20 protein-coding genes are annotated in these 18,075 nt (G+C 68.1%); 16 read left to right on the forward strand and 4 right to left on the reverse strand.

From position 1 onward, the window contains the following. Window positions 1-101: 101 nt before the first annotated feature. The 9 genes from tsaB to CXY91_RS25625 all read left to right on the forward strand — a co-directional run bounded on the left by tsaB (window position 102) and on the right by CXY91_RS25625 (window position 8,744). Entirely contained in the window at window positions 102-785 is a 684-nt protein-coding gene (tsaB, locus tag CXY91_RS25585; RefSeq protein WP_100964514.1) for a tRNA (adenosine(37)-N6)-threonylcarbamoyltransferase complex dimerization subunit type 1 TsaB, read from the forward strand. 118 nt (window positions 786-903) lie between these two features. Next, window positions 904-1,401 (forward strand): GNAT family N-acetyltransferase, encoded by a 498-nt coding sequence (locus CXY91_RS25590; protein ID WP_100964516.1) that lies wholly within the window; start codon window positions 904-906, stop codon window positions 1,399-1,401. 96 nt (window positions 1,402-1,497) lie between these two features. Next, entirely contained in the window at window positions 1,498-2,295 is a 798-nt protein-coding gene (locus CXY91_RS25595; protein WP_091835798.1) for a lysophospholipid acyltransferase family protein, read from the forward strand. A 124-nt stretch (window positions 2,296-2,419) separates the two neighbouring features. Beyond that, window positions 2,420-3,775 (forward strand): tRNA (N6-isopentenyl adenosine(37)-C2)-methylthiotransferase MiaB, encoded by a 1,356-nt coding sequence (miaB, locus tag CXY91_RS25600; protein ID WP_100964518.1) that lies wholly within the window; start codon window positions 2,420-2,422, stop codon window positions 3,773-3,775. Between the two features lie 111 nt (window positions 3,776-3,886). Next, entirely contained in the window at window positions 3,887-5,038 is a 1,152-nt protein-coding gene (locus tag CXY91_RS25605) for a PhoH family protein (RefSeq protein ID WP_425285443.1), read from the forward strand. Between the two features lie 83 nt (window positions 5,039-5,121). Continuing rightward, entirely contained in the window at window positions 5,122-5,634 is a 513-nt protein-coding gene (ybeY, locus tag CXY91_RS25610) for an rRNA maturation RNase YbeY (RefSeq protein ID WP_199777568.1), read from the forward strand. Beyond that, on the forward strand, window positions 5,631-6,623 hold the full coding sequence (locus CXY91_RS25615; protein WP_100964522.1) for a hemolysin family protein: 993 nt from the start codon (window positions 5,631-5,633) through the stop codon (window positions 6,621-6,623). Before ybeY ends, CXY91_RS25615 begins: the two co-directional genes overlap by 4 nt. Then, entirely contained in the window at window positions 6,620-8,218 is a 1,599-nt protein-coding gene (gene lnt / locus CXY91_RS25620; RefSeq protein WP_100964524.1) for an apolipoprotein N-acyltransferase, read from the forward strand. The genes CXY91_RS25615 and lnt overlap by 4 nt, the downstream gene beginning before the upstream one ends. Window positions 8,219-8,324: 106 nt before the next feature. Then, on the forward strand, window positions 8,325-8,744 hold the full coding sequence (locus CXY91_RS25625; RefSeq protein WP_091835814.1) for a helix-turn-helix domain-containing protein: 420 nt from the start codon (window positions 8,325-8,327) through the stop codon (window positions 8,742-8,744). Window positions 8,745-8,847: 103 nt separating this feature from the next. On the opposite strand, the gene CXY91_RS25630 is transcribed toward CXY91_RS25625, so the two are convergent. The 3 genes from CXY91_RS25630 to CXY91_RS25640 all read right to left on the reverse strand — a co-directional run bounded on the left by CXY91_RS25630 (window position 8,848) and on the right by CXY91_RS25640 (window position 10,648). Next, the gene (locus tag CXY91_RS25630; RefSeq protein WP_091835817.1) at window positions 8,848-9,135 is read right to left on the reverse strand and encodes a hypothetical protein; all 288 of its coding nucleotides are present in this window, start codon (window positions 9,133-9,135) and stop codon (window positions 8,848-8,850) included. Next, the gene (locus tag CXY91_RS25635; protein ID WP_158673583.1) at window positions 9,128-9,772 is read right to left on the reverse strand and encodes an acyl-homoserine-lactone synthase; all 645 of its coding nucleotides are present in this window, start codon (window positions 9,770-9,772) and stop codon (window positions 9,128-9,130) included. Before CXY91_RS25635 ends, CXY91_RS25630 begins: the two co-directional genes overlap by 8 nt. Before the next feature lie 144 nt (window positions 9,773-9,916). Further along, on the reverse strand, window positions 9,917-10,648 hold the full coding sequence (locus CXY91_RS25640) for a LuxR family transcriptional regulator (RefSeq protein WP_158673584.1): 732 nt from the start codon (window positions 10,646-10,648) through the stop codon (window positions 9,917-9,919). A 147-nt stretch (window positions 10,649-10,795) separates the two neighbouring features. On the opposite strand from CXY91_RS25640, the gene CXY91_RS25645 reads away from it, so the two are divergent. The 3 genes from CXY91_RS25645 to trmB all read left to right on the forward strand — a co-directional run bounded on the left by CXY91_RS25645 (window position 10,796) and on the right by trmB (window position 13,349). After that, window positions 10,796-11,209, forward strand: a complete 414-nt coding sequence (locus CXY91_RS25645; RefSeq protein ID WP_100964528.1) for a helix-turn-helix domain-containing protein — start codon at window positions 10,796-10,798, stop codon at window positions 11,207-11,209. A 159-nt stretch (window positions 11,210-11,368) separates the two neighbouring features. Further along, entirely contained in the window at window positions 11,369-12,574 is a 1,206-nt protein-coding gene (metK, locus tag CXY91_RS25650) for a methionine adenosyltransferase (RefSeq protein WP_100964530.1), read from the forward strand. 82 nt (window positions 12,575-12,656) lie between these two features. After that, window positions 12,657-13,349, forward strand: coding sequence for a tRNA (guanine(46)-N(7))-methyltransferase TrmB (trmB, locus tag CXY91_RS25655; RefSeq protein WP_100964532.1), 693 nt, complete (start codon window positions 12,657-12,659; stop codon window positions 13,347-13,349). Here trmB and CXY91_RS25660 read toward each other — a convergent pair. Further along, a complete protein-coding gene (locus CXY91_RS25660; protein WP_100964534.1) occupies window positions 13,297-14,412 on the reverse strand; it encodes a DUF2336 domain-containing protein in 1,116 nt (371 codons plus the stop codon). The genes trmB and CXY91_RS25660 overlap by 53 nt on opposite strands. Before the next feature lie 243 nt (window positions 14,413-14,655). On the opposite strand from CXY91_RS25660, the gene rimP reads away from it, so the two are divergent. The 4 genes from rimP to CXY91_RS25680 form a co-directional block, all read left to right on the forward strand. After that, window positions 14,656-15,354, forward strand: coding sequence for a ribosome maturation factor RimP (rimP, locus tag CXY91_RS25665; RefSeq protein ID WP_100964536.1), 699 nt, complete (start codon window positions 14,656-14,658; stop codon window positions 15,352-15,354). A gap of 5 nt (window positions 15,355-15,359) precedes the next feature. Beyond that, window positions 15,360-16,955, forward strand: coding sequence for a transcription termination factor NusA (nusA, locus tag CXY91_RS25670; RefSeq protein WP_100964538.1), 1,596 nt, complete (start codon window positions 15,360-15,362; stop codon window positions 16,953-16,955). Window positions 16,956-16,971: 16 nt separating this feature from the next. After that, a complete protein-coding gene (locus CXY91_RS25675) occupies window positions 16,972-17,661 on the forward strand; it encodes an RNA-binding protein (protein WP_091835846.1) in 690 nt (229 codons plus the stop codon). Then, the coding region (locus tag CXY91_RS25680; RefSeq protein WP_199777569.1) for a translation initiation factor IF-2 associated domain-containing protein at window positions 17,658-18,075 on the forward strand (418 nt) is incomplete at its 3' end. The genes CXY91_RS25675 and CXY91_RS25680, both read left to right, overlap by 4 nt.

Genomic DNA, 18,075 nt, shown 5'->3' on the forward strand with positions numbered 1-18,075 from the left:
CTATCCGATAAAGGTTCCGGAATGGGTCCCGGGTCTCCCACCGGTCGCCCGGGACGACGGATGAGGTCAGTCGAAGCGTTCCAAAAGCTGGGAAAAGGCTCTTGCGCATCCTCGCGATAGATACCGCGCTCGGCGCCTGCTCGGCCTGCGTGCTCGACGCCGGCGACCCCGCCCCGCTCGCGATCGAACAGACCGCGATGGAACGCGGCCATGCCGAGGCGCTGATGCCGATGATCGAGCGCGTGATGGCCAAGGTGGAAGGCTGCTTTTCGTCGCTCGACCGCGTCGCAGTGACCATCGGCCCCGGCAGCTATACCGGCCTGCGCGTCGGCATCAGTGCGGCGAGAGCGATCGCGTTCGCCGCCGGCATCCCCGCCATCGGGATCTCGACGCTGGCCGCCAGCGCCGCGCCCTTCATCGGCCGCGAGGGCGGACGCGTCGTCGCCGCCGCAGTCGATGCCAAGCATGGCCAGGTCTGGTTCCAGGCGATGAACGCGCAGGGCAAGCAGCTGGTCTCGGTCCGCCAGGTCAACCATCGCGACGCTGCCCGCGCCATCGGCGCCGGCCCGGTCTCGCTGGTCGGTTCGGCCGCCCTCGCCGTCGCCAATGAGGCCTGGGCGATCGGCCTCGACGCGCTCGTCGTCGACGACGCCAAGGCGCCGGACGTGATCTGGGTGGCGCGCCTCGGCATGATCGCCGACCCAGAAAGCGCCCCGCCGCGCCCGCTCTATCTCAAGGCGCCGGAAACGACGCCGCAGGACCGCGCCCGGCTGCCGCGGCGCTAGAGCAGGATGCGAAAAAGTGGAAACCGGTTTTTCGCAGGAATCCTGCTCTGAACTGTTAGAATCGATCACGTTTTTTGATTCTGGATCGATTCGATCCGAATCATCGTGATCTAGCGCGATGGACTGGTTCCAATCCCTGTTCCAGCGCCGGCCGAAGACGGGCCGCGCCGGCCCGCTCGACGTCCGCCATGCCCGCCAGGTCGCGGCCCTGCATCACCAGGGCGGCTTCGCGCGGCTGTGGGAACCCGGCGAGTGCGCGGCCCTGCTCGCCGACCGGGCGGTCGTGGCCGAGGGTGTGTTCATCGGCAGCGCCAACGAGCCTTGCGGCTTCGTGCTGTCGCGGCTGGCCGCCGACGAGGCGGAAATCCTGAGCATCGTCGTCGCCGGCGGGAAGCGCCGGTCAGGGCTTGGGCAGACGCTGCTGTCGGCCCATCTCGCGCAATTGGCGGCGCGCGGCACTGCACGGCTCTTCCTCGAGGTCGAGGAGGGCAATGCGCCGGCAATCGCGCTTTACCGGCGTCTCGGGTTCGAGACCGTCGGGCGGCGCGAGGGATACTACCCGAAGCCGGACGGCAGCCGCGCCGCCGCGCTGGTGATGCGGCGCGATCTCGGTTGAGCTTCGTCGCGTTGGCGGCATGGACGGCCGCAGGAGGTCCGATTATAGCCGGGCTCGCAGAAGCGGGGCGCCAATGCAGAGAATGAGCGGCTCAGCATGAAAGGCATCCGTCCCGGCGCCATGGTGCGGCTTGCGCTGCTCGTCTTCGGCACGCTCGTCCTGATTCCGCCGCAGCTTGTCGCCATGCGCCTCGGGCGGCCGTTCTATTTCACACGGCTGTTCCAGAAACTGGGCTGCCGCTGCTTCGGGGTGCGCATCACCACGCGCGGCGCGCCTCCGCCGGCAGGCCAAGGCGGGCTGATCGTCGCCAACCACACTTCCTGGCTCGACATCCCCGTCATCGGCACCACCGGGCCGCTCTCCTTCGTCGCCAAGGCCGAGGTCGCGACCTGGCCGGTGATCGGCTGGCTCTCGACGCTGCAGCGCACCGTCTTCATCGACCGGATGCGCCGCGGCGCCACCGCCGGCGTCGCCAGCGAGATGGGCAGGCGGCTGCAGAACGGACAGTCGGTGGTTCTGTTCGCCGAGGGCACCACCGGCGACGGCACACGCGTCCTGCCGCTGCGCTCCTCGCTGCTTGGGGCCGCTCACGAAGCCGTGCGCGGGGCGGACGAGGCCGAGACAACGATCTACCCGCTCTGCGTCACCTATACCGGCTTCCACGGCCTGCGCGGCGGGCGGGCCGAGCGCTCGGCGCTGTCCTGGTATGGCGACACCGAACTCGCGCCGCATTTCCAGGCGATGATCAATTCCGGCGCCATCGATGTGGAGCTCGCCTGGGGCGAGCCGATCCGGATGGGCCGCAAGCTCTCGCGCAAGGAGGCGACGCGCCTCGCCGAGATCGCGATCCGGCGGGCGCGGCAGGAAGCCGTCACCGGCCGGTCACGCGGCTGAGCCAGATACGAACAGCTTGGACTGTTGCGGCCCGGATATTGCGTGTCGACCAGCGAGGGCGATATGATTCCCAAGCTAGGGGCGATTGGGATAAGGAGACGCGGTTGAGGCCGGATCAGCGTTGATGAAGAAAGTCCATATCAAGTCCTATGGCTGCCAGATGAATGTCTATGACGGCCAGCGGATGGCCGACGTCCTGGGCCAGGAGGGCTATGTCGAGACTGCGACGCCCGACGATGCCGACCTCATCCTGCTGAACACCTGCCATATCCGCGAGCGCGCGGCGCACAAGGTCTATACCGAGCTCGGCAAGCTGCGTGACCTGAAGCGCGAGCGCAAGGCTGACGGGCGCGAGACCACGCTCGTCGTCGCCGGCTGCGTGGCCCAGGCCGAAGGCGCCGAGATCCAGCGCCGCCAACCGGCCGTCGATCTCGTCATCGGCCCACAGACCTATCACCGCCTGCCGGAATTGCTGGCGCAGGCGAAAAGCGGCCGCATCGTCGATACGGACCTGCCGCCGGAGGACAAGTTCGATCACCTGCCGGCGCCGAAGCTGGCGGCGATCGTGGCCCGCGGCGTCTCGGCCTTCGTTACCGTGCAGGAAGGCTGCGACAAGTTCTGCGCCTTCTGCGTCGTGCCCTATACGCGCGGCGCCGAGTTCTCGCGCCCGGTCGCGCAGGTGATCGCCGAGGTCGAGCGCTTGGCGCAGGCGGGCGTGCAGGACGTCTCGCTGCTCGGCCAGAACGTGAACGCCTATCATGGCGACGGCCCCGATGGCCGGGTCTGGACGCTGGCGCGATTGATGCGGCGCATCGCCGAAGTGCCCGGCGTCGCCCGCATCCGCTACACGACCAGCCACCCTCGCGACATGGACGAGGACTTGATCGCCCTCCATCGCGAGCTGCCGCAGGCGATGCCGTTCCTGCATCTGCCGGTGCAGGCCGGTTCCGACCGGATCCTTGCAGCGATGAACCGCAAGCATACCGGCGACGAGTACCGCCGGTTGATCGACAAGATCCGCGCGGCGCGGCCCGATATCGCCTTGTCCTCGGACTTCATCGTCGGCTTCCCCGGCGAGAGCGATGCCGATTTCGAGGAGACGCTGCGGCTGATCGCCGATGTCAGATTCGCCTCGGCCTATTCGTTCAAGTACTCCCCGCGCCCCGGCACGCCCGCAGCCGAGCTGTCCGAACAGGTGCCGCCCACCGTGATGGACGAGCGGCTCTACCGGCTGCAGACTCTGGTCGAACAGCATCGGCAGGAGTTCAACCACGCCATGGTCGGGCGCACCGTCGAGATTCTGATTGAGCGCAACGGGCGGCATTCCGGCCAGCTCGCCGGCAAGACGCCCTATATGCAGGCGGTCCAGATCGAGAGCGCAGCGCACCGGATCGGCGATCGCGTCATGGTCCAGATCGAGCGCGCCGGGTCGAACTCGCTGTTCGGCCGTGCGGTCGAACAGCCGGGGTTGGCTGCCTGAGACGGTCCGAGTGCGTAGCGTGCGATGGCGTCGGCGTTGCGGTGAACGTTATTTGGCGGTGATGGTTTTTGACTGCGCCTGTCCGACTCATTCCCACTGGAGACAATGGCATTGGCCCAGGCCGATCAATTCAATCCGAAAGCCGAGCGCGGCGGTCGCCGCGACGAGGCGCTGACGCGCGACGGCCTGCCCGGCGCGGAGGTTGAACTCACCTTCGACAACAACCAGACCGCCGGCCTGGTCTTCGGTCACTATGACCAGAACCTGGCGCATCTGGAGCGGCGCCTCGGTGTCGTCGTCAGTCCGAACGGCAACCACGTCACCATCAAGGGCCCGCGCGAGACCGCCGAGCAGGCGAGCCGCGTGCTGCGCACGCTCTATGCCCGCGCCAAGACCGGCGCGGCCGTCAATCTCGGCGAGGTCGACGGTGCGATCGAGGAGAGCAATGTGCAGCGCTCGCTCTTCCCCTCCGACAATGCCGGCAAGGCCGCCTTCGACGCGGTCGTGACGCGCAAGCGCGGCCCGGTCCGGGCCCGCAACGCCGCGCAGGACGCTTATCTGCGCCAGCTCAAGCGCCATGAGCTCGTCCTCGCCGAAGGCCCGGCCGGCACCGGCAAGACCTGGCTCGCCGTCGGCCACGCGGTCTCGCTGATCGAGCAGGGCGTGGTCGAGCGCATGGTGCTGTCGCGCCCGGCGGTCGAGGCCGGCGAGCGCCTCGGCTTCCTGCCCGGCGACATGCGCGAGAAGGTCGATCCGTATCTGCGGCCGATCTACGACGCGCTCAACGACTTCATGGAGGCGCGCCATGTCGAGCGCGCCCTGCAGACCGGCATGATCGAGATCGCGCCGCTCGCCTTCATGCGGGGGCGCACGCTGAGCAATGCCGTCGTGCTGCTCGACGAGGCGCAGAACGCGACCTCCGTGCAGATGAAGATGTTCCTCACCCGCCTGGGCGAGGGCTCGCGCATGATCATCACCGGCGACCCCTCGCAGGTCGACCTGCCGCCGGGCCAGCGCTCAGGCCTGGTCGAGGCGGTCAGGCTGCTCTCGGGCGTCGAGGGCGTCGGCCATGCCCGCTTCGAGGAAGGCGACGTCGTGCGCCACGCGCTCGTGCGCCGGATCGTCATGGCCTATGAGGACGCCGCAAGGGCGGAGCGCGACGAGCGCGAGGCGCGGCTAGCCGCCCTGCCCGCGCCGGAGGCTCCCGCCGAGGGCGATGCCGACGGGCTGAAGCGGATGCTGTCGCGGGAGCGGCCGCGATGACCGACCGACCTCGTTCGCGGCGCGCTGCGCCGCGAACCGAAGCATCGGAGCCTGCCATAAGCGGGCCCTCGCTGGATATCCGCATGCAGTCCCGGAAATGGCGCGAGATCGGCGATTTGCGACCGCGGATCCTCGCCGCGGTCGATGCCGGGCTGGCGCTGGCTCCGGTCAAGCCGCTGCCGGGCGCCGAGCTCAGCCTGCTGCTCACCGACGACAAGCGCATCCGCATCGTCAACCGCGACTGGCGCGGCTTCGACAAGGCGACCAATGTCCTCTCCTTCCCGGCCGCGCCGCCCGAGCGGATCGCATCGAGCCCGGTGATCGGCGACATCGTGATCGCTCTGGAGACGGTCGCCCGCGAGGCCGAGGCCGAGGAGAAACCCTTCGGCGACCATCTCAGCCATCTCGTAATCCACGGGCTGCTGCACCTGCTCGGCGAAGACCACGAGACGGAAGCCGAGGCCCAGCGCATGGAAGCGCTGGAGACCGCAGCGCTTGCCCGCCTCGGCATCGCCGACCCCTATGCCGGCTCCGAGCCGGAACCCATGCAGCCCCGCCCAGCGTCCAAGACCAAGAAGCCCCAGCCAGCGTCATGAGCGACGACACCCGATCTTCCTCCGCGTCTGAACCGACGGGCCGTGGCCTGGCGCACTGGCTCGGCCACTTCCTCGACCGGCTCGGCCTGCGCCAGGGCGGTTCGATCCGCGAGGACATCACCGAGGCGCTGGCGCAGGACAGCGGCGGAGTGACCGATCTCTCGCCTCAGGAACGGGCGATGCTCTCGAACGTGCTGAGCCTGCGCGAGCGCCGCGTCGCCGACGTGATGGTGCCGCGCGCCGACGTCATCGCGGTCTCCTCGGAGGCGACGCTCGGCGACCTCCTGGCGCTGTTCCGGACCGCCGGCCATTCGCGCCTGCCCGTCTATGGCGAGTCGCTCGACGACCCCCGGGGGATGATCCACATCCGCGACTTCCTCGACTTCATCGCAGCCCGGGCCAAGCCGGGCCGGAAGCTGCGCGGCGAGGCGGAGGCGCCGGCCGGCCCGAGTCTGGGCGCCATCGACCTCTCGATGACGCTGGCCCAGGCCAAGATCCTGCGGCCGGTGCTCTACGTGCCGCCCTCGATGCCGGCGGTCGACCTTCTCGTCCGGATGCAGGCGACGCGCACCCATATCGCCCTGGTGATCGACGAATATGGCGGCACCGACGGGCTGATCTCGATCGAGGACCTGGTCGAGATCGTCGTCGGCGACATCGAGGACGAGCACGATCTCGACGAAGCTCCCGCGATCGCGCCGGCCGGCGAGAACCGCTTCATCGCCGATGCCCGCGCCACCCTCGACGAGCTGAAGCAGGCGACCGGAATCGACCTGTCGAGCGCCGAGGTTGCCGAGGAGGTGGATACGCTCGGCGGGCTGATCGTGACCCTGGCCGGCCGGGTGCCGGTGCGCGGCGAACTGATCAAGGGGCCGGAGGACCTCGAATTCGAGGTGCTCGACGCCGATCCGCGCCGGGTCAAGCGCCTGCGCATCCATCGCCGCGATGCGATCGCGACCGAGGCACCAGCCGCGCCGGACGCCGCATGACGCTGCTTTCGGCGCTGGCCGACCGCGTCATCCTCGCCTGGGGCTGGCCGCGCCGGTTGATCGCGCTCATTTGCGGCGCCTGCGGCGCGCTGGCGCTGGCCCCGCTCGATCTCTGGCCGCTGATGGTCGTGCCGATGACCGCGGCGGTCTGGCTGATCGACGGCTCCGTCGCGGAAACCCGGCGCGGGCGGCTCTGGGCGGCCGCGAGCGCCGGCTGGTGGTGGGGCTTCGGCTATCATCTCGCCGGTTTGTGGTGGCTCGGCGCCGCCTTCCTGGTCGAGGCCGACAAGTTCGCCTGGGCGATGCCGCTCGGCGTCGTGGCGCTGCCGGCCTTCCTCGCCGTCTTCCCGGCTGCCGGTTTCGCCCTGGCGCGGGCGCTCTGGCCGACCGGCGCCGGGCGCATCCTGGTGCTGGCGGCCGTGCTGGCGCTGAGCGAGTGGCTGCGCGGCCATGTCCTCACCGGCTTTCCCTGGAACGTCTACGGCATGATGCTGGCCGGCCCGGCCTGGCTGGCCCAGAGCGCCAGCCTGATCGGGCTCTACGGGCTGACGGCGCTGGCCGTCGCGATCGGGGCCGCGCCGGCCGTTCTCGGAACGGGCGAAAAGGGCGAAGGGCGCTGGCGCGCGCCTGCGCTGGCGGGGCTTGCGCTGGCAGCCATGGCCGGATTCGGCGCCTGGCGGATTCCGGCAGAGCCGGTTCCGGCGCTGAGCGGGGTCAAACTCCGGCTGATGCAGCCGAACCTGCCGCAGGATGCCAAGTTCAGCCCGCGCAACAGCGAGATGATCCTGTCGCACTACCTCGCGCTCAGCGACCGGGCGACCGGCCCGGCGACCTCGGGCGTGCAGGATGTGACGCATCTGATCTGGCCGGAGTCGGCCTTCCCCTTCCTGCTCGGGCGCACGCCGCAGGCACTGGCGCGGATCGCCGCGCTGCTGCCGCCGAGCACGACGCTGATCACCGGCGCGGCCCGCGCCGGCGAAACCTTGCCTGGTGAAAGCCGGCCGCCGATCTACAACGCGATCCAGGTGGTGAACGACGAGGGCACGATCACCGGCAGCTACGACAAGGTCCATCTCGTCCCGTTCGGCGAGTATCTGCCTGCTGTCTTCGAGCGGCTGATCCGGGCGGTCGGCCTGTCCGAATTCGTCTCGGTTCCGGGCGGCTTCGCGTCGGGCAGCCGACGCACGCCGCTGTCGATCCGCGGCCTGCCGCCGGCGGCGAGCCTGATCTGCTACGAGGTGATCTTCCCCGGCGAGGCGATGCCGAGCGGGCCGCGGCCGGGCTTCATCCTCAACCTGACCAATGACGGCTGGTTCGGGCAGACCAGCGGCCCCTACCAGCATCTCGCCCAGGCCCGCCTGCGCGCCATCGAGGAAGGCCTGCCGCTCGTGCGCGTCGCCAACACCGGCATCTCGGCGGTGACCGACCATTACGGGCGCATCCGCGCCGCGTTGCCGCTCGGCGAGGCCGGCGTCATCGACACCTCGCTGCCCCGCGCTGGTCCGGCGACGCCCTATTCCCGCTTCGGCGACCTTTTCTTTGCAGGTGTAGTTGCCAGCCTAATGCTCGCTGGAGTAATAATGCGGCGACGGTAATCCCATTTGGAACTTTCTTTCGGGACCGCCGCCGAATGGCCAACCGCGCCAGGCCTTCAACGGGCCACCGGCTGGCTGACCGGATAAAAAAAGGGGACCGGCTGCCATGTTGAAGAAAGTACCGAATCCGATCGACCGCCATGTCGGCAGCCGCGTCCGGATGCGCCGCATGCTCGCCGGCGTCAGCCAGGAACGGCTCGGCGAGGCGCTGGGCCTGACCTTCCAGCAGGTTCAGAAATACGAGAAGGGCACCAACCGGATCAGCGCCAGCCGGTTGCAGCAGATTTCCAAGATGCTGGGCGTGCCCGTCGCCTTCTTCTTCGACGGGGCGCCCGCCGACGATAGCGTCGGGGAAGGCTTCGCCGATGCGTCGGCCACAACCTATGTCGCCGATTTCCTCGCGACAAGCGAGGGTGTGCAGCTGACCAAGGCCTTCGTGCGGATCAAGAGCCCGCGCGTGCGCCGGCGTATCGTCGATCTCGTCGAATCGCTCGGCGAAGCGCCGATCGACACCATCGAGCAGTGACGCACTGAACCGCTGGATTTCCTGCCGAGGCGTGCTGTCTTTCCGGAACTTCGCAGAGCGAAAGGCCGGAAGGACAGTGCAATTCCCTTGATGGGACGTCGGCTCAGTGCAGGGCCGGGGGCGTATCCTGAGTCAGGACGAGCGTGTTCTGATTGAGCCGCTGCAGTTGCGGGCTGGGATTCACCAGCAGGAAATCCCTGAGCTTCACCTGGTCCGGCTCAGACATGGACAGGATCTGCACTGCGAGCCAGAGCTCGTCCGGCAAGTCCATGCGGTGAGCCACATCCACCAGTTCCTGATGCACCGGCTGATTGCGCAGCAGGGTGGTGAGCAGGCCGAGGGCGTATTCGATCTTGTCGCGGCTGCTGCCGGTGTCATGCTGATTAGCCATGCGAGATCCTCCGCTCGCCCGGGGTCCGCTTCGCGTCGCGACGCGACAGGATGACCGGCGCTTCGATGTCCTTGAAGGCAAGGGTACGGCGATAGGCGTCCTCGCTCACCGTGATGATCGTGCCGACGCAGTTCATGCCCTCGATCACGGTCGGCAGGCCGAGCGGCCGGACCTCCCAGCCCAGTTCCAGGAAACGCGGCATCCACCACGTCTCCATCACCACGGTGATCGCCGTGATGTCGTTGGCGAGGCAATACTCGAACATCCCGGCCAGAACGGTATGCAGCACCTTGCTGTCGGGGCCGCGCCGCTCCGGCACGACGAAGATGCGCGTCCATTCGACGATGTCGGTGCCGCGCTGGAGCCCACGCACATCGGCCAGGAACGGGAAGACATCAGCCATCAGATGCGGGCAGGTCGTAGGGACGAGCCGCGTGCCGCCGATGACGCGCCCGTTCTCGATCGCCAGCAGATAGGTCGCATCCGCGTTGTCGAACTGGTCGACCTCACGCCCGTCGGGCCGCTCGAGCGCCATCCATTTGCGCTCGCCGACATAAATCTGGTGCCGAATCTGGTAGTGCTGCTCGAGCTCGGCCCGGTAGAGGTGCCGGTTCCCGGCATCGATAACGTGGATCATCGCCGCTTCCCTCCCTAGAGGGACGCAAGCTGGCTCCATTCAGGTTTCACGGGTATTCCGGAATTCCGGAAGAAGCGGGCGAAATCGACCGGATTCGAGCAGCTGTTCCTAACGCATAAGTAGTCCCGCCTCGACGGAACACGCCTAGATGCTGATCTCGCCGCGGCGATAGGCCTCGATCACCGTGCGCGTGCGGCCCCTGACGCCGAGCTTCCTGGCGGCGTTCTCGAAATGGGCCTCCGCCGTGCCGGCGGAAACGCCGAGGCGCTCCGCTACGCCTTCCGTCGTCTTGCCGATCGCGAACCAGGTCAGCACCTCGCGCTCGCGAACGGTCAGGACATGCTCAAGCCGCGCCGGCCGCAGGCAATCTGCGGCCTTGCCATGAGCGTAAATCGACATCAGGTGAATCGCCGAACGAGCCTGACGCGACAGGTCCGGCCGATCGCCGGCCATGGTGACCACGGCCTGAAAGCCCGCTTCGCCATGGATCGGCACGCAGAATCCCTCGATCATGTTGAAGTCGCGAGCCCGGTGCATCACCTCGCGCTGGCGCGGCAGCGCCGCGCCCTCCTGATAGACATCGTTCCAGGCGAACGGGTCGATCGTCGTCTTGCAATGGGCCGCGATCGGGTCCCAATCCGAGAACGACTTCTCCAGATAGAGCTCGAACCAGCCCGGCGGCCAGCCGTTGAGGAGAACGAGCGGATCGATCCGGTCGCCGATTTCCGGCAGGCCGGTGATCAGGAAGGCGTGGAAGCCATAGCTGGCGAGCTTATCGCGCAAAGCGGCGACGACCGTCGTCGGATCGGTGAGAGTGCTCAGCCGATCGATGAAGTCGAGCGCGTCTCGTCCCGCGTTGAAATGTCGTCCCGACATGTCCCGTCTTTTTCCGATCTTAGCAGCTTCAACGCAGATCGGCCAAGAATCAACGCATACCAATGCATACCAGCTCATGGCCTGCCAGAGCCGGCGGTAGACGCGCGGCCGGAAGTGCGATTGAGTGAGACCCGAGGTGAACGGCCAATGCTGAAGAAACTTCCGAATCCGATCGACCGTCATGTCGGCAGCCGGGTACGCATGCAGCGCATGCTGGCCGGAATCAGCCAGGAAAAGCTGGGCGAGGCGTTGGGCCTGACCTTTCAGCAGGTGCAGAAATACGAGAAGGGCACAAATCGGATCAGTGCCAGCCGCCTGCAGCAGATCGCCAAGATGCTAGGCGTACACGTCTCCTTCTTCTTCGAGGGCGCCCCGGCCGGCGACGTGGCCACCGGCGGCTTCGCCGACGCGTCGGCGTCGGCCTATGTCGCCGACTTCCTCTCCACCAGCGAGGGCGTACAACTTTCCAAGGCCTTCGTGCGCATCAAGAACCCGCGTGTCCGCCGACGCGTCATCGACCTTGTCGAGGCCCTGGCGGATGAAACCGGAGAAACGGCCTAATTCCACGTCCTATTCGTTCGACTTAACGAACAAAATATCTGTCAAAAGAATTTCCTGCCTTGACGGCGAACCTTTCCGCTGCAAAAGACGCTGCGCATTTTTCATTCATGCGCAGGTCTCCACCGGCGCCCGCCCCGCAGCATGGGAAGGATCCCGATCGTGTCCCGCCAGAACTACCTCTTCACCAGCGAGTCCGTTTCCGAAGGCCACCCGGACAAGGTCTGCGACCGGATCTCGGACGAGATCGTCGATCTGTTCTTCAAGGAAGCGATCAAGGCGGGCCATGATCCGGCTCAGGTGCGCGTCGCCGCAGAGACGCTGGCGACCACCAACCGCATCGTCGTCGCCGGCGAGGTCCGCACCCATCTCGACCAGAAGCAGATCAAGTCGAAGGTGAAGTCGGCGGCGCGCAAGGCGGTCCGCGCGATCGGCTACGAGCAGGACGGCTTCCACTGGAAGAAGGCCAAGATCGACGTGCTGCTGCACCCGCAGTCGGCCGACATCGCCCAAGGCGTCGACGAAAGCAGCAACAAGGATGTCGGCGCCGGCGACCAGGGCATCATGTTCGGCTATGCCTGCCGCGAGACGCCGGAGCTGATGGCCGCGCCGATCTACTACGCCCACAAGATCCTCGAGGTCCTCGCCAAGGCCCGTCACGCCGGCGAAGGTCCGGCCGCCAAGCTCGGCCCCGACGCCAAGAGCCAGGTCACGGTCAAGTACGAGAACGGCAAGCCGGTCGGCGTGACCCAGATCGTGCTCTCGACCCAGCATCTCGACGAGAAGCTCACCTCGGCCGATGTCCGCAAGATCGTCGAGCCCTATATCCGTGAGACCCTGCCCGATGGCTGGATCTCGAAGGACACCGTCTGGCACGTCAACCCGACCGGCAAGTTCGTGATCGGCGGCCCCGATGGCGACGCCGGCCTGACCGGCCGCAAGATCATCGTCGACACCTATGGTGGCGCGGCGCCCCATGGCGGCGGCGCCTTCTCGGGCAAGGACCCGACCAAGGTCGACCGTTCGGCCGCCTATGCGGCGCGCTATCTCGCCAAGAACGTCGTCGCCGCCAAGCTGGCCGAGCGCTGCACGATCCAGCTCTCCTACGCCATCGGCGTCGCCAAGCCGCTGTCGATCTATGTCGACCTGCACGGCACCGGCAAGGTCGACGAGGCCAAGCTCGAGAGCGTGCTCGGTGAAGTGATGGACCTGACGCCGCGCGGCATCCGCACGCATCTGGGCCTCAACAAGCCGATCTACGCCAAGTCGGCGGCCTATGGCCATTTCGGCCGCAAGGCCGGCCGCGACGGCAGCTTCTCCTGGGAGAAGACCGATCTGGTCGACGCGCTGAAGAAGGCCGTCGCCTGATCCACGCCGTCCGCGCGGACATCGAGGCCGGGGCGACGCCCCGGCCTTTTTCTTTTGCTCGAACCGACATAGAGCGAAGCGCATGACAGAGCAGCACGATCCAGACCGGGCCTTCTTCGGCCGCCGCAAGGGCAAGGGACTGCGCCAGGGCCAGGCCGAGCGCATCGCCGAGACGCTGCCGGCCTTGCGCCTGCCGGAGGGCCCGATCGCGGATCTGAAGGCGCTCTTTCCGATTCCCGTCGAGGCCGTCAGGCTCGAGATCGGCTTCGGCGGCGGCGAGCATCTGCTGGCGCGCATGCGCGAGAGCCCGCAGATCGGCTTCATCGGGGTCGAACCCTTCATCAACGGCATGGCCAAGTTCCTGGCCGTGATCGAGCAGGAAGGCCTGCGCAACATCCGGCTCTGGGACGGCGATGCCGCGCTGCTCCTGCCGCAGCTGCCCGCAGGAAGCATCGACGCGGCCGACCTGCTCTATCCGGATCCGTGGCCGAAGCGCCGTCAGCGCAAGCGCCGCTTCGTCTCGGAGCGGACCCTATCCCTGCTCGCCAGGGTGCTGCGGCCGGGCGGTCGCTTCCGCTTCGCCAGCGACATCGACGACTATGTCGGCTGGACGCTGGCGCGGCTCGCCGCCTCGCCTGATTTCGACTGGACCGACGAGAGCGCGGACGATTGGCGCCAGCCCTATCCCGGCTGGGTCCGCACCCGCTACGAGGCCAAAGCGGTCAAGGCCGGGCGGGTGCCGAGCTATCTGACTGCGCACCGTCGCGCATCCTGAGGAAGCCGAGCACGCGCTGCGCCGTCACCGGCGTCAGGTTGCGGAAGCTCTGCTTGGCCCGCTCCAGCACCGGAGCGGACTTGCCGTCGCCCTTGCGCAAACCGATCAGCGCCCTGGTCGTCTCCCAGGACCAGCCCATGCCGCGCGCCACCAGGAGCACTGCGTCGCGATCGGGGCCGAAGACGATCTGCTCAGTCGCCGGCAGGGTCAGGCGGGCCAGAGTGGCGACGCCGCAGATCGCATGTTCGATCGCGCCGGAGGTCGCGTATTGCGCCACTACGGATTCGTCGAGCTTGCTGGCTTCGTCGAGGGCCTTGACGTCCGCCAGCGCCTTGCCGAAGCGACCGAGCTCGTCGCCGATGGTCGCCTGGGCCGAGACGGCTTCGGCGCCGCGCTCGACGGCGCCGGCGACGGAGCCGAGCAGGGATGGCTCGAGCGAGGCTTCGAGCCGGCGACGGGCCGAGCTCTTGGCGGCAGCCAGCAACTGCTCGGCGAGATCGCCGGGGATGTCGGCGCGGGTGCCGAGCGTCGCCTGCAGGGCGTCGTCCTGAGCGGCGCGCATGACCAGCACGCCCATGCCGTGGCGCGAGAAGCGGGCGCTCTGATTGGCGGCGACGGCGTGGGTCACGACGCGCCCGCCGCGCAGGATCAGGAAATCGGTGACCGGCTCGCCGAGGTCCGGACGCTCGGTGATGGCGAGCATGTGATCGCGGCCCTTGGCGGCGGCGATGGCGACGAGATCATGGTCGCTGAGACGTGGCGAGGCGACGAGAACCGGGCGCGCCACCGCGATCTCGTCGAGCGCCAGCTGGCGCACGACGCCGCTCGGCGCATTGGGGACCGGAGCTAGCCGCTCGGCCAGTTCGATGCGCGCCCTCATCTCGATCGCGCGGGCAAGGCGACCGATGACCACGTCGAAGACACCGACCTGGTCCTCGCCCATCTCGTTGGCCGTAGCCAGGAAGAGGTCGGTCAGGCGTGACAGGATGACGGCGCGCTCGTCGGTCGAGCCGCGAGCCATCGTCGTCTCGAGATCGCGCAGCAACGCGCCGACAGGACTCATCACGCAACCCCACACACAACCATCCCCTCTCCTAGCAATGAAGAATGACCAGCCGGTTAGCAGGATCGTCGAAATCGAGGACAGGCTTGCAAGATCGCGGAAACGGGACTAGATAGCGCCCAACAGCTCTGGTTTCGGTGTAAGCCGGCGATCAAGAGCGGGCCCACCGGCCCGCTCTTTTTTATTGGCCGAACCGCCCATGAGTCTTTTTTGGAGCCGGCGGGAGACGGGCGAGCCATACGGATGGTCGAGCAGAACAGCCAGGATCAGGAAGAGCGCATCGTCGTGGAGAGCGGCATCGCCGCGCGCGTCGCGGCGATCATCGAGCCGGCGATCGTGGATCTCGGCTATCGGCTGGTGCGCGTGCGCATCAGCGCCCAGAACGGCTGCACCGTCCAGATCATGGCCGAGTTGCCCGACGGCACGATGACTGTCGAAGGCTGCGAGGCCGTGAGCCAGGCGGTTTCGCCGGCGCTGGACGTCGACGATCCCGTTCAGACGGCCTATCATCTGGAAGTATCGTCGCCGGGCATCGACCGGCCGCTGGTGAGGCCGAGCGATTTCGAGCGCTGGGCCGGTCACCTGACCAAGATCGAGACCAGCGAGCCCTTCGCCGGGCGCAAGCGCTTCCGCGGCGTCCTGCGGGGCGCCAGCGGGACCGACGCCCTGCTGAGCCGCGACGACGCCAAGGCCGACGAGGAGCGCGATGTCGCGATCCCGATGCGCCTGATCGCCGAGGCGCGGCTGGTGCTGACCGACGCGCTGGTCACCGAATCGCTCCGGCGCGGCAAATCGGGCCTGGCGCCGGAAATGCCGCCCGCCGACGAGATCGCCCAGCCCGTACCCGGGCGCGGCAAGTCGCTCGGCCCCCGTGATCCCAAGGCCCGCAAGCCGGGCAAGGGCGCCAAGGGGCCGGTGAAGAACACACAGAAAGAGGAGTGAGCGCCATGGCCGTCAGCGCCAACCGGCTCGAGCTGTTGCAGATCGCCGACGCCGTCGCCCGCGAGAAGTCGATCGACCGGCAGATCGTGATCGACGCGATGCAGGACGCGATCGCCAAGGCGGCGCGCTCGCGCTACGGCGCCGAGACAGACGTGCACGCCGAGATCAACACCAAGTCGGGCGAGCTGCGCCTGGCGCGGCATCTCCAGGTCGTCGACCTCGTCGAGAACGGCGCCGTCGAGATCACTGTCGACGAGGCCAAGCGGCACAATCCCGCCGCCCAGGTCGGCGACGTGATCGCCGATCCGCTGCCGCCCTTCGATTTCGGCCGCATCGCCGCCCAGTCGGCCAAGCAGGTCATCGTGCAGAAGGTGCGCGAGGCCGAGCGCGACCGGCAGTATGACGAATACAAGGACCGCATCGGCGAGATCGTCAACGGCGCGGTCAAGCGCGTCGAATACGGCAATGTCTTCGTCGATCTCGGCCGTGGCGAGGCGATCATCCGCCGCGACGAGATGATCCCGCGCGAGACCTTCAAGGTCGGCGACCGCGCCCGCGCCTATGTCTACGACGTGCGCCGCGAGCCGCGTGGGCCGCAGATCTTCCTGTCGCGCACCCATCCGCAGTTCATGGCCAAGCTGTTCGGCCAGGAAGTGCCGGAGATCTATGACGGGATCGTCGAGGTGAAGGCCGTCGCCCGCGATCCGGGCTCGCGCGCCAAGATCGCGGTGATCTCGCGCGATTCCTCGATCGACCCGGTCGGCGCCTGCGTCGGCATGCGCGGCTCGCGCGTGCAGGCCGTGGTCGGCGAGCTCCAGGGCGAGAAGATCGACATCATCCCGTGGTCGCCCGATGTCGCGACCTTCGTCGTCAACGCGCTGCAGCCGGCGGAAGTCGCCAAGGTCGTGCTGGACGAGGAAGCCGACAAGATCGAGGTCGTGGTGCCGGACGAGCAGCTCTCGCTCGCCATCGGCCGCCGCGGCCAGAATGTCCGCCTGGCGTCGCAGCTCACCGGCTGGGACATCGACATCCTGACCGAGGCCGAGGAGTCCGAGCGCCGCCAGAAGGAGTTCGTGCAGCGCACCGAGCTGTTCATGAACGCCCTCAATGTCGACGAGACCGTCGGCCAGCTGCTCGCTTCGGAAGGCTTCCGCTCGGTCGAGGAAGTCGCCTATGTCGAGCCGAGCGAGTTGTCCTCGATCGAGGGCTTCGACGAGGACACCGCCGCCGAGATCCAGAATCGCGCCCAGGAATATCTGGCCACGATCGAGGCCGAGCTCGACGACAAGCGCAAGGCGCTGGGCGTCGAGGACGCGCTGCGCGACGTCGAGGGCGTCACCACCGCGATGATGGTCGCGCTCGGCGAGAACGACGTGAAGAGCGTCGAGGACCTTGCGGGCTGCGCCACCGACGATCTGGTCGGCTGGACCGAGCGCAAGGATGGCGAGAGCACCCGCCATTCCGGCTATCTCGACGGCTTCGACCTGTCGCGGCAGGACGCCGAGGCGATCGTGATGGCCGCCCGCGTCAAGGCGGGCTGGATCGAGGCGCCGGAGCCGGAAGCCGAGGCGGAGGCGGAGACCGAGGAGTCGCAGGCCTGAGCCGGGGCAGCGCGAGATGAACCGGCGCGCCGAACGCGAGGGTCCGGAGCGGACCTGCGTGGTGACGCGCCAGGGCCGGGCGCCGGATGACCTGATCCGCTTCGTGGTCGGCCCCGGCGAGGTCCTGGTGCCGGACATCAGGCGCAAGCTGCCGGGACGCGGCGTCTGGGTCTCGCTCAGCGCTGCCGCAGTCCGCGAAGCGGTCAAGCGACGCGCGTTCGAGCGCTCGCTGAAGATGAAGGTCACGGTTTCGCCCGAGCTGGCGGCCGAGGTCGATGCGCTGCTGGTCCGGGACGCGATCCAGGCGCTGGCGATGGCGAACAAGGCGGGACTGGTCTCGACCGGCTTCGCCAAGGTCGAGGCCCAGGCGGAAGCAGGGCGCCCTGCCGCGGTGATCGCCGCGAGCGACGGCGCCGAGGACGGAAAGCGCAAGATCGGCCAGGCGCTGCGGCGTGCACCGGGGCCGAAAGAGATACCGGTCGTGGCGATTTTCGCCGCGGCTGAACTGGAACTGGCGCTGGGGCGTGAGCATGTGATACATGCAGCGCTTGCTCCGGGTCCGGCGACTGAGGGTTTCCTCGCGCGCTGGCGTCGGCTCATCCGTTTTCGGATGAACGATGCTGGCGAAACGGCGTTCATCGACCCGGCTGAATCCGACGTACGCGACCAGACGAAGACCGAACCGGCAGGACCGACAGCGGAATGAGTGATACCAAGACCCCCGGCGACAAGACCTTGAGCGTGACGCCTCCCAAGACGTTGTCGCTGAAGCGACCTGTCGAGCAGAGCACGGTTCGGCAGAGCTTCTCGCATGGGCGCACGAAGCAGGTCGTCGTCGAGGTCAAGCGCCGCGTCAGCGGCCACGAACCCGTGGCAGCTCCGGTTGCCCGTGCCCCGCAGCCACAGCAGCAGGCTCCGACGCCGCCGCGGCCACAGGCACCGCAGCCCGCGCCACAGGCCAGCCGCCCGGCCGGCAGCATGCTGCTGCGCACGCTCTCGGACGATGAGAAGGACGCGCGCCAGCGCGCCCTCTCCGACGCCCGCGCCACCGAGGCGGAGGCCCGCGCCCGCGCCGAGGAGGAAGCGCGCCAGCGCGCCGCCCGTGAGCAGCGTGAACGCG

The organism is Allobosea sp. FBZP-16 (genome assembly GCF_002831785.1).
GTDB classification, from domain to species: domain Bacteria; phylum Pseudomonadota; class Alphaproteobacteria; order Rhizobiales; family Beijerinckiaceae; genus Allobosea; species Allobosea lupini.